Raw genomic sequence first — 16493 nt, 5'->3', positions numbered from 1 at the left:
AGAACCCATGGATATCATCCTCCTCGAACGGATCGAGAAGCTCGGCAGCATCGGTGACGTGGTCACCGTGAAGGACGGCTACGCCCGCAACTTCCTGCTGCCGCAGAAGAAGGCGCTGCGCGCCAACGCCGCCAACAAGAAGGTGTTCGAAGCCAACCGCGAGCGGCTGGAAAAGGAAAACGCCGACAAGCGCGTCGAAGCCGAAGCCCAGGGCGACAAGGTTGCCGGGGCCGAAGTGGTGCTGATCCGCGCCGCCTCCAACGCCGGCCAGCTCTACGGCTCGGTCAGCGTGCGCGACATCGTGGCCGGCCTCGCTGCCCAGGGTCATACTGTCGACAAGCGTCAGGTCATCCTCGGCCAGCCGATCAAGAACATCGGCATGCATGATGTGACCGTGGCCCTGCACCCGGAAGTCCACGTGCTGGTCAAGGCCAATGTCGCCCGCTCGGACGACGAAGCCGAACTGCAGAGCCAGGGCGTTGACGTGCTGGCCCAGATGTTCGCTGACGAACAGCGCGACATTGAAGAGCAGGCCGAAGCGACCCGCATCGACACCAGCCTCGAACCGGGCGAAATCCCGGCCGAGCTGATGGAAGAGCGCGCAGGCGACGAAGACTGATTGTTCCGGGGCATCACTGCCCTGGTCAGAACACGAAAAGGGCGCGGCCAGCCGGTCGCGCCCTTTTTCGTGGGCGCTTGATTTGTCGCAATACCGCGCTAGTTGCTTGCGATGGAAACCGTAGAGAACGCAATCAGGCAGCTGCAGGCGCTGCACGCCGCTTCCGTCGAACGCCTGCGCAATGATGTGATCGCCTTCGGGCGTGACGGCACCCTGCCCCCGCCCGAGCGGCGCCATGACGGCAGCTATGCCTACCCCGAACTGGTTCTGACCTTCGCCGGTGGCGCGCAGCCTGACGACCGCAGCCGCGCCTTCGGCAGGCTCAATGCTCCCGGCGTCTATGCCACAACGGTGACCCGCCCGGCTCTGTTCGCCGATTACCTGCGAGAGCAGCTGTATCTGATCTGCAGCGATTACGAGGTGGAGATCGCCGTGCGCGTCTCGCGGCAGGAGATTCCCTTCCCTTACGTTCTCGATGGCGAAGCCGGAGCGGAATTGGCCGGGATCAGCCCGAACGAGATCGCCCGCCACTTCCCTGCCACCGAGCTGGCGGACATCGGTGACGAACTGGCCGACGGCATCGAGCTCGACGATCCGGGCGACTCGATCCCGCTATCCCTGTTTGACGGGCTGCGGACCGATTTCAGCCTTGCCCGCCTGGCGCATTATACCGGCACCCGCCCGGAAGACTTCCAGCGCTTCATCCTGTTCACCAACTATCACCGCTATGTCGATGAATTCGTGGACTGGGCCGGATCGCAGCTGGGAAAGAACGGCTGCACCGCCCTGGCCGGGGCCGGGGGGCTGTATCTGACCGAGCCGCTCGAAAACGCGCGCGAGCAGCTGTCCGACACCGCTTGGCGGCGCCACCAGATGCCCGCCTACCATCTGGTGGGCGAAGGGCGCGGCGGGATCACGCTGGTCAACATCGGAGTGGGCCCCTCCAACGCCAAGACCATCTGTGACCACCTGGCGGTGCTGCGGCCGGAGGCGTGGCTGATGATCGGCCACTGCGGAGGCCTGCGTCCGACGCAGAAGATCGGCGACTATGTGCTGGCCCACGCCTACCTGCGCGACGACCACGTCCTCGACCCGGTCCTGCCGCCGGAGATCCCCCTTCCCGCCATTGCCGAAGTGCAGCAGGCGCTGGCCCAAGCGGCCGAGGAAGTTTCGGGCGAGCATGGCAGTGACCTGAAAAAGCGGATGCGGACCGGCACGGTCGTCACCACCGATGATCGCAACTGGGAACTGCGCTACACCCAGTCCGCCCGCCGCCTCAGCCTGAGCCGCGCGGTCGGGATCGACATGGAAAGCGCCACCATCGCCGCGCAGGGCTATCGCTTCCGCGTTCCCTACGGCACCCTGCTGTGCGTCAGCGACAAGCCGCTCCACGGCGAGATCAAGCTCCCGGGGCAGGCCAACAAGTTCTACGAGGAAGCCATCGCCGCGCACTTGCGGATCGGCGTCACCGCCTGCCGCCTGCTGCGCGAGGAAGGCGCCCGCCTGCACAGCCGCAAACTGCGCGCTTTCAACGAGCCACCGTTCCGGTGATAAGCGATCCCTGAAGGGGGATCAGCCATGAACCAGAGTCGCTCCATCGCGGGCCGCATCGCGATTGTCACCGGGGCCGCCAGCGGAATGGGCCGCGCAACCGCAAAATTGTTTGCGTCAGAAGGAGCACAGGTCGCGGTGACCGACCTCGACCTTGCCGCGTGCGAAGCGGTTGCGGCGGAGTGCGGCGCGAACGCCCGCGCCTACGCGCTCGACGTGGCGGACAAAGACATGATCGCACGGGTGGTGGCACAGATCGCTGCCGACTTCGGCCGGATCGACATCCTCGTCAACAACGCGGGCGTCTCCAGCTTCTGCGGGCTCGACGACGAAGCCTACGAGGATGTGTGGCACCGCGCGGTGGCGGTGATGCTGACCGCGCACCAGCGCATGGTCCGCGCCGCGCTGCCGTGGCTGCGGCAGAGCGATGCGCCGAGGATCGTCAACATCGCCAGCACCGAAGGGCTGGGTGCCACACCCGGCGACACGCCCTATGTCGCGGCCAAGACCGGCGTGACCGGCCTCACCCGCGGGCTTGCGGTCGACCTTGGCCCCGAGGGCATCACCGTCAACTGCATCTGCCCCGGCCCGATCCGCACGGCGATGACCGACAAGGTGCCGGACGAGCACAAGACCATCTTCGCCAAACGCCGCACCGCGCTGCGCCGCTACGGCGAGCCGGAGGAAGTGGCCCACATAACCCTGTCGCTGGTGCTCCCCGCCGCTAGCTATATCACCGGTGCAGTGATCCCGGTCGACGGCGGGCTGATGGCGCGAAACGCCTGACCGGGCTCACCCCTTGCCCTTGGTCTTCGTCTTTCCGGCCTGCGCGTTGCAGGCAATGAAGTCGATGATCATCCCGGCCACGTCCTTGCCCGTGGCCTTCTCGATCCCTTCGAGGCCGGGGGAGGAATTGACTTCCATGATCACCGGGCCGTGATTGCTCCGCAGCATGTCGACGCCGCAAACGTTCAGCCCCATGCGCTTGGCAGCGCGGACGGCAGTGGAGCGTTCCTCGGGTGTGATGCGGATCACTTCGGCGCTGCCGCCGCGGTGGAGGTTGGAGCGGAATTCGTCCGGCGCGCCGGTGCGCTTGATCGCGGCGACCACTTTGCCCCCGATCACGAAGGCGCGGATGTCCATCCCCCCGGCTTCCTTGATGAACTCCTGCACCAGGATGTTGACGTTGGCGCCGCGAAACGCCTCGATCACGGACTTGGCGCTGCTCATCGTCTCGGCCAGGACCACGCCGATCCCCTGCGTGCCCTCAAGCAGCTTGATCACCACCGGCGGGCCGTTGACCGCCTTGATCACCTCGTCGGTCTGGCGCGGATCGTGGGCGAAGGCGGTCAGCGGCAGGCCCAGCCCGGCCTTGGACAGCAGCTGGAGCGCGCGCAGCTTGTCGCGGCTGCGGCCGATCGCCACGCTTTCGTTGAGCGACCAGACCCCGGCCATCTCGAACTGGCGCAGCACGGCCAGGCCATAGTGCGTGATCGATGCCCCGATGCGGGGGATGACCGCGTCGAACCCGTTCACCGGCTCGCCATTGTAGCGCACCGTGGGGCGATGGCTGGCGATGTTGACGGTGCAGCGCAGGGTGTTGAGCACCTGCAGCGAATGGCCGCGTGCATCGGCCGCCTCGACCAGGCGCTTGTGCGAATAGAGGTCGGCATTACGGGCAAGCATGGCGATCTTCATCGCAGAATCCTTCGGCGCTCAGCGTCGCCCGACTGCAGGTAAGAACGGGACGAATCGACGAGAAAGCCCCGCCGCAACGCCGTCCTGCCCACCAAAATGGGAAATTTCATGTCAGACCGGTCGGTGAGGCTGAACTCGGCACGGAACACGTGCGACCCGATGGCAATGCGGGTCTTGATAATCAGGCGTTCTTCCGACTGGCCGTTGGAGCTGGTAATAATGCGATGATCGGCGTGGGGCAACTCGCAAACGACCGGTTCGCTGGCACCGCCACCGACATCGAGCAGAAAGCGGACCATCTTGCGCCGCCCGGCCAGATAGCGTTCTATTCCCGTGGCATGGAGCGAGGATGTCTTCGCCCCGGTGTCGATCTTCGCCGGGATCAGGCCATCGAACAGGTCCGGCAAGCCGACCCGTTCGCGCCACCCCACAAGCTGCTTGTCACCGATTGCCACCGGATGCCTGTGGCAGGATTGCAAGGCCGTCGCCACCCTCACCCGCTGCCAGCCGCCGCAGGACCTTGCCGCTGGCATAGTCCACCTCAGCCACCGTATCGGTGCCGGTTTCGGCCACATAGATACGCCGCCCGTCGCCGGACCACAGGATCGTGACTTGCTGGCGCTGCTCGGCCTCATCGGGAGAGGAAACGGCGATCGTGCGAATAGTTTCCGCCCGATCGAGACTGACGATCGACAGAGAGCCATCGGCAAGGTCGGAGGTGACGGCAACGTCGCCCTGCGGCCTGATCGCCAGCCGCAGCGGGAAGCGGCCGGTCGGCACTTCGCGCCGCACCGCCAGCGTCATCGGATCGAGCTCGATTGCCTTGTCCGAACGGCGGGCCGACACCCACAGCGCCTTGCCATCGGGGGACAGATCGATCCCTTCCGGCTCCAGCCCGACCTTGACCGAGCGCGGCGCCCGGCGGGTGACGAGATCGACCAGAGTCACCGTGCCTGCGCCAAGGTCCGTGGTCCAGGCGTGGCGGCCGTCGGGGCTGACGGTCAGCATATGGCTGCCCGGCTGGCCGGTCGAAAACTCCAGCAGGTCAGGCTTCGCGCCCAGCGGATCGACAATCCGGAAGATCGACTGACGCCCTTCTGCCGTGACATAGATCGAACCGTTGGCGTGCCATTCGATTCCGTGCGGCCGCGCCTTGTCACCCAGATCGATGGCGGTGACAGTGGCGAGCGTGACGGTGTCAAACAGGGCGACAGTTGTTCCGCCATAGCAGGCCAGTGCCACGTGCCGCCCGTCCGGAGACGTCGCCAGCTCGTGCGGGTTGGTGCAGCTTGGTACCTCGGCCGTCTTGTAGCCGGTGGACAGCGCAATCCGGGTCAGTGTGTTGCCGCGCTTGTTGGCGACGAACACCGCCGCCCCGTCCGCCCCGGCAACGCCGGTCGATTGCTCGGGCGCGGTCATGCAGCCCGCCAGCAAGGCCAGCGAGGCCGTGAGCGCCAGAGAAGCCGGGCGAAGCGGGCTCACCATCCCCGGGGCTTGCCCTTGTTCTGCTCGTCGAGCCACTTCTTGAGCGGGGCGAAGTATTCCGCCATCGCCTTACCGCTCATCTCGCGGGTACCGGCAAAGGCTTCCAGCGCATCCGGCCAGGGCTTGCTCGCGCCCATTTCCAGCATGGCGTTGAGTTTCCCGCCCACCTCCTTGTTGCCATAGAACGAGCAGCGGTGGAGCGGCCCCTTCCACCCGGCGGCGTCGCACGCTGCCTGATAGAACTGGAACTGCAATACGCGGGCAAGGAAATAGCGGGTGTAAGGCGTGTTGCCGGGGATGTGGTACTTCGCGCCCGCATCAAAGGCATCGGCCGGGCGCTCGACCGGCGGAACGATGCCCTGGTACTGCGTGCGCAGACCGGTCCAGGCGGTGTTGTAGTCCTGCGGGGCGATCGAACCGTCGAACACGCCCCAGCGCCACCGGTCAACCAGCAGGCCGAACGGCAGGAAGGCAACCTTGTCCATCGCCTGGCGCAGCAGCAGGCCGATGTCCTTGTCCGCACTGGGCACCTGACTGCGTTCGAGCATCCCGATCTGGACGAGGTATTCCGGCGTGATCGAGAGCGCGACCATATCGCCGATCGCTTCATGGAATCCGTCATTGGCGCCGTTCAGGTGCAGGTAGCTCTGATCCTTGTAGGCACGCTGGTAATAATTGTGGCCGAGCTCGTGGTGGATCACCACGAAATCGTCGCCGTTGCGCTTGATGCACATCTTGATGCGGATATCGTCCTTGTTGTCGATATCCCACGCACTGGCGTGGCAGACCACTTCCCGGTCGGCTGGCTTGACGAACATCGAACGGGTCCAGAACGTTTCCGGCAAAGGTGCGAAACCGAGCGAACTGAAGAACTGCTCGCCCGCCTTGACCATGTCGATTTCCGTCAGGCCCTTGGCGGCAATGAGCTCGGTCAGGTCATAACCGATATCGCCCGCGCCAGCCGGAGCCACCAGCGGGTAGATATTGCCCCATTCCTGCGCCCACATATTGCCGAGAAGATCGGCGCGGATCGGACCAGTCTTCGGCTGGATCGCGTCGCCATGCTTCTCGTTCAGCTTCCAGCGGACATAGGTGTGGAGGCTGTCATAGAGCGGCTTCACTTCCTGCCACAGCCGCTCGGTCGTCGCCGCGAACTCTTCCGGGCTCATGTCATAGTTGGAGCGCCACATCGCGCCGGTATCGCTGAAGCCCAGTTCCTTCGCGCCTTCATTGGCGATGGCGACCATGCGGGCGTAATCGTCCTTCATCGGCGCGCCGACATTGGTGTGCCAGCTGGCCCACATTTCAGCCAGTTCGGCCGGAGTGCGTTCAAGGTTGCCCATCTCTGCCTCGATGTCGGAACCCGAAATCGGCTGGCCGTTGAGCGTGCCCTTGCCCTTGCCGTACTGGCTGTTGAGCCGGGTCGCGATGTCGTTCAGCTCGGTCGCCGCGCCCTCGGTGGTGGGCGCAGGCAGCACGATCCCGGTGCGCAGGATGGTGAGCTTGCGTGCAACCTCCGGATCGAGGTCGGGAACGGTCGCATACTTGGCCGCCTCAAGCGCATAGCGGACGCTCATCTCCGTGCCCTTGGCTCCGATGGCGGCGGCCAGGGCGTCGGTATCCTCGGTGATGTAGGTGGCATTGACCCAGTAGACCCGGCTCGCTTCGAGCGAATAGTCGAACAGTTCCTGCTCCACTTCAGCCACCCAGGCAGCAGCACCTGCGGGCGTCATCGGGTGGGCGGGTGCTGTGACCTCGGCCGGGGCGGCGTGGTTGTCAGCCCAGACAGGTGCGGCGAGCGAGGCGGCAAGCGCAGCCAGCGCGACGGTGGCAAGTTTCATCGGTCAGTCCTCTGGTATCGGTTGGTCTCGAATGAAACCGGTCTGAACCCGTTGGACGGGGTTTTCAATCGGCAGGCGGCGAAATTCGACGAACGACAAGGCCTGCGATGACCCCGAAAAAGGTCACCAGCCAGACCACCATCTTGACCGGCTGGACGGTGGCAGCAAGCGTCGCCAACCCGTCGCTGCCGCGCTGGCCGAGCAGCTGGACCAGCTGGGCGATCGTCTCAAGCAGGTCGGTCGCAAGGAACAGGGCTGCGGCCCCCACCAGCAGCCAGCCGAGCCGCCGCAGCTTCGGGCGGCTCTCCTGCGCGAAGGCCAGCCCGCCATACCAGGCACCCATGCCGTAGACGACGATGAACACCAGATCGCCGAACATCGCCATCTGCGCCCGCTCGGCCAGGCCAGCCCTGCCCCACGCCTGCTGGATGCGGTTCACCTCGGCCGCAGAGCCCGCCGCCTGATGATCGAGGATGCCGCCCGGCACCGCGTCGATCCGCAGCGGCAGGCTGAGCCAGATCACCAGCGCAAACAGGGCCAGGCCCGCCACCCACAGGCTGATGAAGCGCTGCTCGATCCGCGTATCGCTCAAGCAAGGAACTCCACCAGCGCATCACCCATTGCGCCCTCGGTAACCGAGGTCATGTGCGTGCCGGGGATTTCCGCGTATTGTGCATCGGGCAGCACCTCGGCGAGGCGCGGGGCAGAGCCGTTGTCGCTGTCCTGCGCGCCGCACAGCACCATGGTGGGCATGGTGATCCGGGCCAGTTCTTCCTCGCGCGTGTCGTCCACTGCCTGGAGCAAGAGCCTTGCTGCGACCCGGTCCACCTTCATCGTCTTCATGAAGCTGACCGCCATGAACGCCGGATCGCCGCGCTTTACTTCATCGAACCGGTCGATCGCATCGATGAAGAAGGCTGAGCGGCGGTTCCAACCGGCCAGCCCCTCCAGCCCCATGCCCGCCAGCACCAGCCGGCGCGGGGCGAGCCCGGCAATCACCGCGCGGGCCGCAGTGCGGGCACCGAGCGAGAAGCCGGCGAGGTCGTAGTCCTCCAGCTCCAATGCCTCGACCAGCGCCGCCACGTCGCGCGCCAGCACGCCGGGCGGATAGGCAGCGGGATCGTGCGGCTTGCCGCTTGTCCCGTGTGCCCGCAGGTCAGGCATGATCGCCTCGAACCCGGCCTCGGCCAGCTTGGCGGCATGGCCGAAACGGATCCAATTCATCTCCGCGCTGGAGAACAGGCCATGCAGCAGCAGCACCGGCCGCCCTGCGCCGAGACGGTGCACGGCAAGCTGCGTTCCGTCGAAGGAGGGGACCGCTTCGGTCCGGAGGTCGCTCACCGCCTTGCCAGCCCCTTCTGCTCCATCCGCCAGCGCGCCATCTCGATCCGGTCCTGCCCGAAGAAGGGTTCGCCCTCGAGCACCAGGCAAGGCACGCCCCAGTGGCCAGCCGCTTCCAGCGCGGCCTGGTTAGCGGCAATTTCGGCGTCCAGCGCGGCGGCGTCGGCCTGCGCTTCGCCGTCCAGTTCCGTGAAGTCCAGACCGGCGCGGGAGGCAGCCTCGGCTAAGTGATCACCCTGATGCCAGTCATCGACCGTTCCGGACCAGATCACCCGCGACACCTGCTCGGCGAAGGCGAGCCCCTTGCCCCGCCGCTCGGCTGCCTGCCCCAGTCGGGAAAGCCAGTGGATGTAAGGCTGCTCGGCGGCGATCTCGCGGGTGGCGAGGTTCTGCACCACCGGATCGGGGCGCGGCCAGCGATAGGGAATGCCGAGCATCTGGGCGCTGCGGGCAGCATCGATGAAGATGTAGCGCCCGACATGGGGATTGCCGGTAAACAGGAGGTCCGGGTTCCGGATCGCGATCGGCTGCACCGTGCGCAGCCTGATATCGAGGTCGTATTCCTCGCACATCTGGCGATAGCGGCCAACCGCAAGATAGGAATAGGGCGAGCGGAAGCTGAAAAACAGGTCTGCGGTCAGGGTCATCGCCGCAGGCTAGCGAAAGTGAGCACGGCCCGCCAGCAGCGAGTTCCCTCGTTGCGAGTAATAAGCACATCTATTATGTGCTCACGCATGATACCTGAACTCGGATACCGCATGGCTGACAATTCCCGGCTCCTGCGCCGGCTGTTTGACGCACGGGTGCGCGATCTTGGCCTCACGGCAGTCCAGGCCCGCCTGCTGCTGGCGCTTGATCGCAACCCCAGGTGCAACCAGGGCTTCTACGCCGAGCGGCTGGAAGTGGAGCCGATCACGCTCACCCGCATTGTGGACCGGATGGAATCCGCCGGCTGGATCGAGCGAAAGGCCGATCCGGACGATCGCCGCGCCCGCATCCTCCACCTCACCCGAAAAGCCCGGAGCATCGTTGCCCAGGTCGAAGCCATTGTTGACCGGCTCGTCCATGAGATGGTTGCCGGGTTGACCCGGCCCGAACAGGAGCAGCTCGGCGAACTGCTCGACCGGATTGGCGCCAATCTGGCTACGGCACGCGATCTGCCCGAGATTGCCCATGGCTGAAGCCGACGCCATGCCGACGCTGAGCGAAGCCGATGCCAGGCCAGCGGACGCCGCACCGCGCAGATGGGGGCGCCTGCTGCTGATGCTTGCGGTGCCTCTGCTGCTGCTCGGGGGTGCCCTGCTGTACTGGCTGAGCCTGGACGGCAAGGCCAGCACCGACAACGCGTACCTGAAACAGGACAAGGTCGCGATCAGTGCCGAAGTGGGGGGACGGATCGTCGATGTCATGGTGCGCGAAAACGAGTCCGTCGCCGCCGGAGCTCTGCTGTTCCGGATCGATCCGGAACCTTACCGCCTCCAGATCGCGCGGGCTGATGCGGCAATCGCCGCCGCGCAGGCCAATGTGACGGCACTGTCCAACGCAAGCGAGCTGACCGGCGCCGAGATCTCTGCCGCTCGCGAGGACATTGCCTTTGCCGAGGCGAATTTCCGCCGGAAAGATGAGCTGTTCCGGCGCGGCTTCCTCACGAAGACGGACCATGATGCGGCCAGCCATGCCGTCGCCCAGGCACGCGAAACGCTGCGCGGGGCCGAGGCCCGCCGGGCGGAGGCCCGTGCCCGGCTGGCGACCGGCCGCCAGGTCCCCGGCCAGAACCCGCAAGTCGCCGCCGCGCTGGCGGAGCGGGCCAGTGCAGCACTTGCCCTGGGCCGGACCGAAGTCCGGGCGCCGACAGCGGGCCGGGTAGCCCAGGCTGACCGCCTGCACGTGGGCCAGCAGGTTGTTGCCGGGCTGCCGGTGGTGACGCTGGTCGCCGAGAGCACCTCCTATGTCGAGGCCAACTTCAAGGAGACGGATCTGGCCGAGATGCGGGTCGGACAGCGGGCCGAGGTGGCGTTCGATGCCTACCCCGGCCTGGTCCTGAAAGGGCGCGTGGCGTCCATCGGCGCAGGCACGGGTTCCGAATTTGCCGTGCTGCCGGCGCAGAATGCCACAGGCAACTGGGTCAAGGTAACGCAGCGGGTACCGGTCCGGATCGAACTGGAGGAAGCAAGCCCCCGGCAACTGATCGCAGGGCTGTCCGCCGACGTAACCGTGTTCACCCGGGACGTGCGCCGCTGACATGGCGCGCGCGGCTGCGGCACCGGCGCAGGACGATGTCCCCCATCTGCCGACCGGCAACCAGCCCCTGCTGGTAATCGGGATCATGGCGGCAAGCCTGCTGCAGATCCTCGACACGACCATCGCCAATGTTGCGATACCCCACATGCAGACCTCGCTTGGTGCCACGGTCGAGAGCGTCACCTGGGTTCTCACGAGCTACATCATCGCTTCGGCCGTGGCCCTGCCGATCACCGGCTGGCTGGCCGACCGGATCGGCGCGCGGCGCCTGTTCATCGGCTCGGTCGCCGGCTTCATCGCTGCCTCTATGCTGTGCGGCGCGGCGCAGAACCTGGAGGAGATGGTGCTGTTCCGCGCGCTGCAGGGCGTGGCGGGCGCCTTTATTGCACCGCTCAGCCAGGCCTTCCTGCTCGACACCGCCCGGCCCAGCAAACATGCGCAGATGATGGCAATCTGGGGCATGGGGATCATGATCGGCCCGATCCTGGGCCCCATACTCGGCGGATGGCTGACCGAGGCGGTGAACTGGCGCTGGGTGTTCTACGTCAACCTGCCGGTGGGGGCGCTCGCGCTGGCCATCCTGATCGCCTACCTGCCTCACCGCGAAGGGGCCGTGCGGCGGTTCGACTTTCTCGGGTTCCTGCTGATCGCCCTTGCGCTTACCTGCTTCCAGTTGCTGCTCGACCGCGGGCAGCAGCTCGACTGGTTCGCATCGGCGGAGATCTGGCTCTACGCGCTGGTGACGCTGTCGGCGGCATGGATCGGGGTGATCCACCTCGCCACCTCCACCAACCCGCTGTTCGAGCGGGCGCTGTTTGCCGACCGCAACTTCGTGATCGCGCTCAGCTTCATGATCGTGATCGGCGTGGTGATGTTCGCGGTCATGGCACTGCTGCCGCCGATGCTCCAGGGACTGTTCGGATATGGCGTGATCGACACCGGGATGGTGCTGATGCCGCGCGGCGTGGGGGTGCTGATCAGCATGCAGCTGTCGGGCCTGATGATGCGGCGCGGGTGGGACGCGCGCCCGATCGTGGCGGCGGGGTTCCTGATCTGCGCCGTTTCGCTGTGGCAGATGGCGCACTGGTCGCTCGAGGTGGACGCCATGCATGTGGTCGGATCGGGCCTGTTGCAGGGGCTGGGGATGGGGCTGGTCTTCATCCCCCTTCAGGTCAGCGCCTTCGCCACCCTCGCCCCGCGGCTGCGGACCGACGGATCGAGCCTGCTCAACCTGTTCCGCTCGCTCGGTGCCTCGGCGGGCATTTCGCTGATGTCGGTCCTGCTCGCGCGCAACCTGCAGACGGCCCATGCCGATCTCGCCAGCCAGGTTGACGGCACCGTGCTCGCGGGCGTCGATGTGGCCACGATCGACCAGTACCAGGTCCTCGGCGATGCCGCGCTGCGGCTGCTCGATGCGGAGATCAACCGGCAGGCAGCCATGATCGCCTATATCGACGATTTCTGGGCGATGATGTGGATCACCCTCGCCGCCGCGCCGCTGACCCTGCTGATGCGCCGCCATGGCGCGCCCGCGCGGGCCTAGCGGAAAAAGCAGGTGGTCCCGGCATAGAGGCTGGCAACCTTGCCTTCCTCGATGAACCCGCCCAGCCCGTCGGCCTCGCTGTAGAACTCCTCGCCCAGGGTACTCTCTTCCACCGGCGCGAAGCCCGCCAGTGCTGCCACCCGATCACCGGAGACACCGATACCGAGGCCGCCTTCCAGAGCCACCCGCTCGCTCGAACCGTCAAGAAACCAGCCGACCAGTTCGCCGTTCTGGTAATTGAGGATCAGCCCGCCGGGATAGCTGCTGGATTCCATCGGCCCTGCCCCGCATTCGCCCATGACCAGGGTCTCGGGCGCAGCGCCAAAATGCGCCGTGAGCGCGGTGTCGATTGTGTCGCGGGACGAGCCGAACGCCAGCCGGACCTTGTCCGCCCCGCTGCCCCAGCCGATCCCCTTGCCTGACAGCAGGACGGGGCCGGAATTGGACGCCTGCGATGTCTCCGCGGGGGACGTCTCTGCAGTGGTTGTCTCCGCAGCGGCTGGCGCTTCCACGGCGTCGTTCACCGGAGCAGCCTCTTCCTGCCCGTTGCAGGCCGCCAAGGCCGCGAGGGACAGGATCGGCAGGAAAGCGCGCATGGCCATCATCCCTTTTGCAGGTGCCTGCGCCCGAGCAGCTCGGCGATCTGCACCGCGTTGAGCGCGGCGCCCTTGCGCAGGTTATCGCTGACGCACCACAGGTTCAGCCCGTTCTCGACCGTCGGGTCCTCGCGCACGCGGCTGATGTAGGTTGCCCCGTCACCGACGCATTCGATCGGGGTGACGTATCCGCCGTCCTCGCGCTTGTCGACCAGCATGATCCCCGGCGCCTCGCGCAGGATGTCCTGCGCCTGCTCTGCCGTCATCTCGTTCTCGAACTCGATGCTGACCGATTCCGAGTGGCCGACGAACACCGGCACCCGCACGCAGGTGGCGGTGAGCTTGATCCTGGGATCGAGGATCTTCTTGGTCTCGACCACCATCTTCCACTCTTCCTTGGTCGAGCCATCATCCAGGAACACATCGATATGCGGGATCAGGTTGAAGGCTATCTGCTTGGTGAACTTCTTCACCGAGACCGGATCACCGACGAAGATCGCGCGGCTCTGCTCGAACAGCTCGTCCATCCCCGCCTTGCCCGCGCCGGAAACCGACTGGTAGGTGCTGACCACCACCCGCTTGATCGTGGCGGCATCGTGCAGCGGCTTGAGCGCCACCACCAGCTGCGCGGTCGAGCAGTTGGGGTTGGCGATGATGTTCTTGGCCTTGTAGCCGTCAATCGCGTCGGGGTTCACCTCGGGCACGATCAGCGGCACGTCCGGGTCCATCCGCCAGTAGGAGGAGTTGTCGATTACCACGCAGCCCTGCGCCGCTGCCTTGGGGGCATATTCCTTGGCCGGGCCGCCGCCGGCGCTGAACAGGGCAATGTCGTAGCCGGTGAAATCAAAATGCTCGATGTTCTTGCACTTGAGCATCCGCCCGGTGTCGCCGAACTCGACCTCGGTCCCGGTCGAACGCGAGCTGGCCACCGCGGCGACCTCGTCACACGGGAACTCGCGCTCGGCGAGGATCTGCATCATTTCGCGCCCGACATTCCCGGTCGCGCCGACCACTGCCACCCGATAACCCACTTGGCTCACTCCTGATCTGTCACCGCCCCTGGCAGAGCGGACCGCGCCTTTAGCGCCCCTGCGCTGCATTGGCGATGAATTTCCCCTTGGGGCGGCGCTGACCGGGCTTTGGGCGAACGCCGGTGAAATTGACACCTGCTTGACGAAGTTGACACCGTGTCAAGTCACGGACATTTAGTTATCTGTCTGTTTTTACGTGGTAAAATGGCAAATTCTAGTTGTGGGACTCACCACTGCCCCCCCGGGGGGCGAGCCGGAGTTTGGCAGCACCTTGGAAAAACCACGCCATCGCACGAGGGGATAGCAGCTTGCGGGCGTGTAGGAAAATGCCGCGGCGGCATGGCATCCCGTTCCGCTCAAGCGCAGCCCATCTCCCCGCCAGCGACCACTCGCATGGTTAAAACCGTCCTAACCCAGCGGCTTTAGAAAGTCCTAACGCGGCGGTTACATATTGGTGACCGGTCCCCGGCGGTCTCTGCGGGAAACCGGTACCCCCACCTGGCACAGAGGCCCAAAAAACTGGTCCCGTCCCATTGACCAGGCAGAACAGGAAGGCGGCCCCGTGTGTCCGGCGGGGCCGCCTTTTCGTGTTTGCGAAACAGCCGCGCCCCATCAGGAGAAACACCTAGGTGCGCGGTCATCCGGGCCTAACCCGGCCACTTCAGGAAGTGCTAAGGCGGCGGGCCTAGTCCGGCCTCCGGTTCCGGGGTTGGTCTCTGCCGGGAACCGGTATCCTGAAGTCACCATCGGCCAGAGGTTGGTCCCGTCTGGCCACCACGCAAGAAGGGCGGCCTCGCATATCCTGCGAGGCCGCCCTTCCCGTTAATCTCACCTTGAAGCTGGCAATCAGCTCTCGGTGCGCACCTCGCGCCGTTCGGCGATGCGCGCGCGCTTGCCGGTGCGGCCGCGCAGGTAATAGAGCTTCGCCCGGCGCACGACGCCGCGGCGGACCACCGTCACGCTCTCGACGATCGGCGCGTAGAGCGGGAACACGCGTTCCACGCCTTCGCCGAAGCTCATCTTGCGCACGGTGAAGTTGGAGCCCATGCCGCGGTTCGAACGCGCGATCACCACGCCTTCGAAGTTCTGCACACGCTCACGGTTGCCTTCCTTGACCTTGACGCCGACACGCACGGTGTCGCCGGCACGGAATTCGGGGATGTCCTTGCCAGCCTTGGCAATTTCTTCCGCTTCGATCTGCTGGATCAGATTCACTGGTCCAATTCCCTTACTGTTCGCCGCGCACCAGAGGCAGGTCAGTCCCGAGCGTTCCTGTAACGCTCCCAAAGGTCTGGCCTGCGTGACCGTGTATCTTCCTCGGCGCGGTGTTTCCGCCACGCCGCGATCTTCGCATGATCCCCCGATCGCAGCACTTCAGGGATCGTGCGCCCTTCCCATTCCTGAGGTCGGGTATATTGCGGGTATTCGAGCAAGCCTTCTTCGAAGGATTCCTCATGCCCGCTGGACGCCGCGCCCATTACGCCGGGAAGCAGCCGAATGCAAGCATCGAGAATGGCCAGCGCGGCAGGCTCTCCGCCGGAGAGGACCACGTCGGCGAGCGAGACCTGCTCGATTGCGGGCCGGGCCTCGAACAGGCGCTCGTCGAACCCTTCGAACCGGCCGCAGATCAGCACCACGCCGGGGCCGCTGGCCAGCTCCCGGATACGCTCCTGCGTGATCGGTTTCCCGCGAGGGGTCATGGCGAGGATGGGGATCTCCCTCTCCCCTTCAGGGGAGAGGGCCGGGGAGAGGGGGCTGTCGGGGAGGTTGTCCACATTCCCCTCTCCCAACCCTCTCCCCTGAAGGGGAGAGGGCTTTGTGACCGAATCCAAAGCCGCGCTGAGCACATCGGCCTTGAGCACCATTCCGGCCCCGCCCCCGGCGGGCGTATCGTCGACGGTGCGGTGCTTGTCGGTGGCGAAGTCGCGGATCTGGACGGTTTCGCAGGCCCAGTCCCCCCGCTCCAGCGCGCGGCCCGCCAGCGAAAGGCCCAGCGGCCCGGGAAACATCTCGGGGTAGAGCGTCAGGATGGTGGCGGCGAAGGTCATTGCCCGGCGAAGTCTGCCGCCACCACCAGCCGCTCGCTGTCCCATCCGGGCACGGCGAAGGGGGTAAGCGGGACCATGAAGCGCTTGCCGTCCGGGCGTTCGATTTCGATGATGTCGGTCGCGCCGAAGTTCTCGACTGCGCAAACGATGCCAAGCGGTTCGCCCGCATCGCTGATGGCGGGCAGGCCGAGCAGGTCGGAATGGTAGAATTCGCCCTCGTCCAGCGGCGGCAGGGCTGATCGGGGCACCGTCAGCACCGTACCGCGCAGGGCTTCGGCAGCGTTGCGGTCACCCACGCCTTCAAACCGGGCGACAGCGCCGCCCTTGTTGTCCGACCGGACCTTGACCAGCCGCAGCGTGCCCGCTTTGCCACCGGCGTCAAAGCTGGTGCACCGGGCGAGCGTCTCGACGCTCTCGCTGAACAGCTTCAGGCGGACTTCGCCCGCCACGCCATGCGCGCCGATGATGGCTGCGAGCGTGACGGGCTTGTCCGACATGG

General features: G+C 65.9%; 18 protein-coding genes. 6 read left to right on the top strand and 12 right to left on the bottom strand.

Annotated features, from left to right (window positions below; all coding sequences use genetic code 11):
• The first annotated feature begins 7 nt into the window (after positions 1-7).
• The 3 genes from rplI to U4960_RS06870 all read left to right on the top strand — a co-directional run bounded on the left by rplI (position 8) and on the right by U4960_RS06870 (position 2956).
• Positions 8-619 carry a 50S ribosomal protein L9 gene (rplI, locus tag U4960_RS06880; RefSeq protein ID WP_324262827.1) on the top strand — a complete coding sequence of 204 codons (612 nt, stop codon included), beginning with the start codon at positions 8-10 and terminating at the stop codon, positions 617-619.
• Positions 620-730: 111 nt separating this feature from the next.
• Positions 731-2170, top strand: coding sequence for an AMP nucleosidase (locus tag U4960_RS06875; protein WP_324262826.1), 1440 nt, complete (start codon positions 731-733; stop codon positions 2168-2170).
• 27 nt (positions 2171-2197) lie between these two features.
• On the top strand, positions 2198-2956 hold the full coding sequence (locus tag U4960_RS06870) for an SDR family NAD(P)-dependent oxidoreductase (protein ID WP_324262825.1): 759 nt from the start codon (positions 2198-2200) through the stop codon (positions 2954-2956).
• Positions 2957-2962: 6 nt separating this feature from the next.
• Here the strand turns inward: U4960_RS06870 and rimK are convergent, their stop codons facing one another.
• From rimK to U4960_RS06835, 7 genes are all read right to left on the bottom strand, one after another.
• Positions 2963-3868, bottom strand: a complete 906-nt coding sequence (rimK, locus tag U4960_RS06865; protein WP_324262824.1) for a 30S ribosomal protein S6--L-glutamate ligase — start codon at positions 3866-3868, stop codon at positions 2963-2965.
• On the bottom strand, positions 3865-4323 hold the full coding sequence (locus tag U4960_RS06860) for an ATP-dependent zinc protease family protein (protein WP_324262823.1): 459 nt from the start codon (positions 4321-4323) through the stop codon (positions 3865-3867). Before U4960_RS06860 ends, rimK begins: the two co-directional genes overlap by 4 nt.
• The gene (locus U4960_RS06855; protein ID WP_324262822.1) at positions 4310-5353 is read right to left on the bottom strand and encodes a Vgb family protein; all 1044 of its coding nucleotides are present in this window, start codon (positions 5351-5353) and stop codon (positions 4310-4312) included. The genes U4960_RS06860 and U4960_RS06855 overlap by 14 nt, the downstream gene beginning before the upstream one ends.
• On the bottom strand, positions 5347-7194 hold the full coding sequence (locus U4960_RS06850) for a M2 family metallopeptidase (protein ID WP_324262821.1): 1848 nt from the start codon (positions 7192-7194) through the stop codon (positions 5347-5349). The genes U4960_RS06855 and U4960_RS06850 overlap by 7 nt, the downstream gene beginning before the upstream one ends.
• A 64-nt stretch (positions 7195-7258) precedes the next feature.
• Positions 7259-7786: a hypothetical protein gene (locus tag U4960_RS06845; RefSeq protein WP_324262820.1), complete on the bottom strand. Its 528-nt coding sequence runs from the start codon at positions 7784-7786 to the stop codon at positions 7259-7261.
• A complete protein-coding gene (locus tag U4960_RS06840) occupies positions 7783-8535 on the bottom strand; it encodes an alpha/beta fold hydrolase (RefSeq protein ID WP_324262819.1) in 753 nt (250 codons plus the stop codon). Before U4960_RS06840 ends, U4960_RS06845 begins: the two co-directional genes overlap by 4 nt.
• Positions 8532-9182 carry a 2-hydroxychromene-2-carboxylate isomerase gene (locus U4960_RS06835; RefSeq protein WP_324262818.1) on the bottom strand — a complete coding sequence of 217 codons (651 nt, stop codon included), beginning with the start codon at positions 9180-9182 and terminating at the stop codon, positions 8532-8534. Before U4960_RS06835 ends, U4960_RS06840 begins: the two co-directional genes overlap by 4 nt.
• Positions 9183-9269: 87 nt before the next feature.
• Here U4960_RS06835 and U4960_RS06830 point away from each other — a divergent pair, with 87 nt between their 5' ends.
• The 3 genes from U4960_RS06830 to U4960_RS06820 are packed head-to-tail and all read left to right on the top strand — an operon-like array spanning position 9270 to position 12319.
• On the top strand, positions 9270-9716 hold the full coding sequence (locus tag U4960_RS06830; RefSeq protein ID WP_324262817.1) for a MarR family winged helix-turn-helix transcriptional regulator: 447 nt from the start codon (positions 9270-9272) through the stop codon (positions 9714-9716).
• A complete protein-coding gene (locus U4960_RS06825; RefSeq protein WP_324262816.1) occupies positions 9709-10776 on the top strand; it encodes an HlyD family secretion protein in 1068 nt (355 codons plus the stop codon). The genes U4960_RS06830 and U4960_RS06825 overlap by 8 nt, the downstream gene beginning before the upstream one ends.
• A 1-nt stretch (position 10777) precedes the next feature.
• The gene (locus tag U4960_RS06820; RefSeq protein WP_324262815.1) at positions 10778-12319 is read left to right on the top strand and encodes a DHA2 family efflux MFS transporter permease subunit; all 1542 of its coding nucleotides are present in this window, start codon (positions 10778-10780) and stop codon (positions 12317-12319) included.
• On the opposite strand, the gene U4960_RS06815 is transcribed toward U4960_RS06820, so the two are convergent.
• The 5 genes from U4960_RS06815 to rimM all read right to left on the bottom strand — a co-directional run bounded on the left by U4960_RS06815 (position 12316) and on the right by rimM (position 16491).
• Positions 12316-12924, bottom strand: coding sequence for an aspartate-semialdehyde dehydrogenase (locus U4960_RS06815; RefSeq protein ID WP_324262814.1), 609 nt, complete (start codon positions 12922-12924; stop codon positions 12316-12318). The genes U4960_RS06820 and U4960_RS06815 overlap by 4 nt on opposite strands.
• Complete coding sequence (locus U4960_RS06810; RefSeq protein WP_324262813.1) at positions 12921-13946, bottom strand: aspartate-semialdehyde dehydrogenase; 1026 nt, start codon at positions 13944-13946, stop codon at positions 12921-12923. Before U4960_RS06810 ends, U4960_RS06815 begins: the two co-directional genes overlap by 4 nt.
• A gap of 846 nt (positions 13947-14792) precedes the next feature.
• Entirely contained in the window at positions 14793-15161 is a 369-nt protein-coding gene (gene rplS, locus U4960_RS06805; RefSeq protein ID WP_324262812.1) for a 50S ribosomal protein L19, read from the bottom strand.
• A gap of 41 nt (positions 15162-15202) precedes the next feature.
• The gene (gene trmD / locus U4960_RS06800) at positions 15203-15994 is read right to left on the bottom strand and encodes a tRNA (guanosine(37)-N1)-methyltransferase TrmD (RefSeq protein WP_324262811.1); all 792 of its coding nucleotides are present in this window, start codon (positions 15992-15994) and stop codon (positions 15203-15205) included.
• Complete coding sequence (gene rimM, locus U4960_RS06795) at positions 15991-16491, bottom strand: ribosome maturation factor RimM (RefSeq protein ID WP_324262810.1); 501 nt, start codon at positions 16489-16491, stop codon at positions 15991-15993. The genes trmD and rimM overlap by 4 nt, the downstream gene beginning before the upstream one ends.
• Between the last annotated feature and the right edge of the window lie 2 nt (positions 16492-16493).

The organism is Altererythrobacter sp. H2 (assembly GCF_035319885.1).
Lineage (GTDB): Bacteria > Pseudomonadota > Alphaproteobacteria > Sphingomonadales > Sphingomonadaceae > 34-65-8.
Note: the sequence above shows the minus strand (reverse complement) of the source record. Positions and strands in the feature narration are given on the sequence as shown.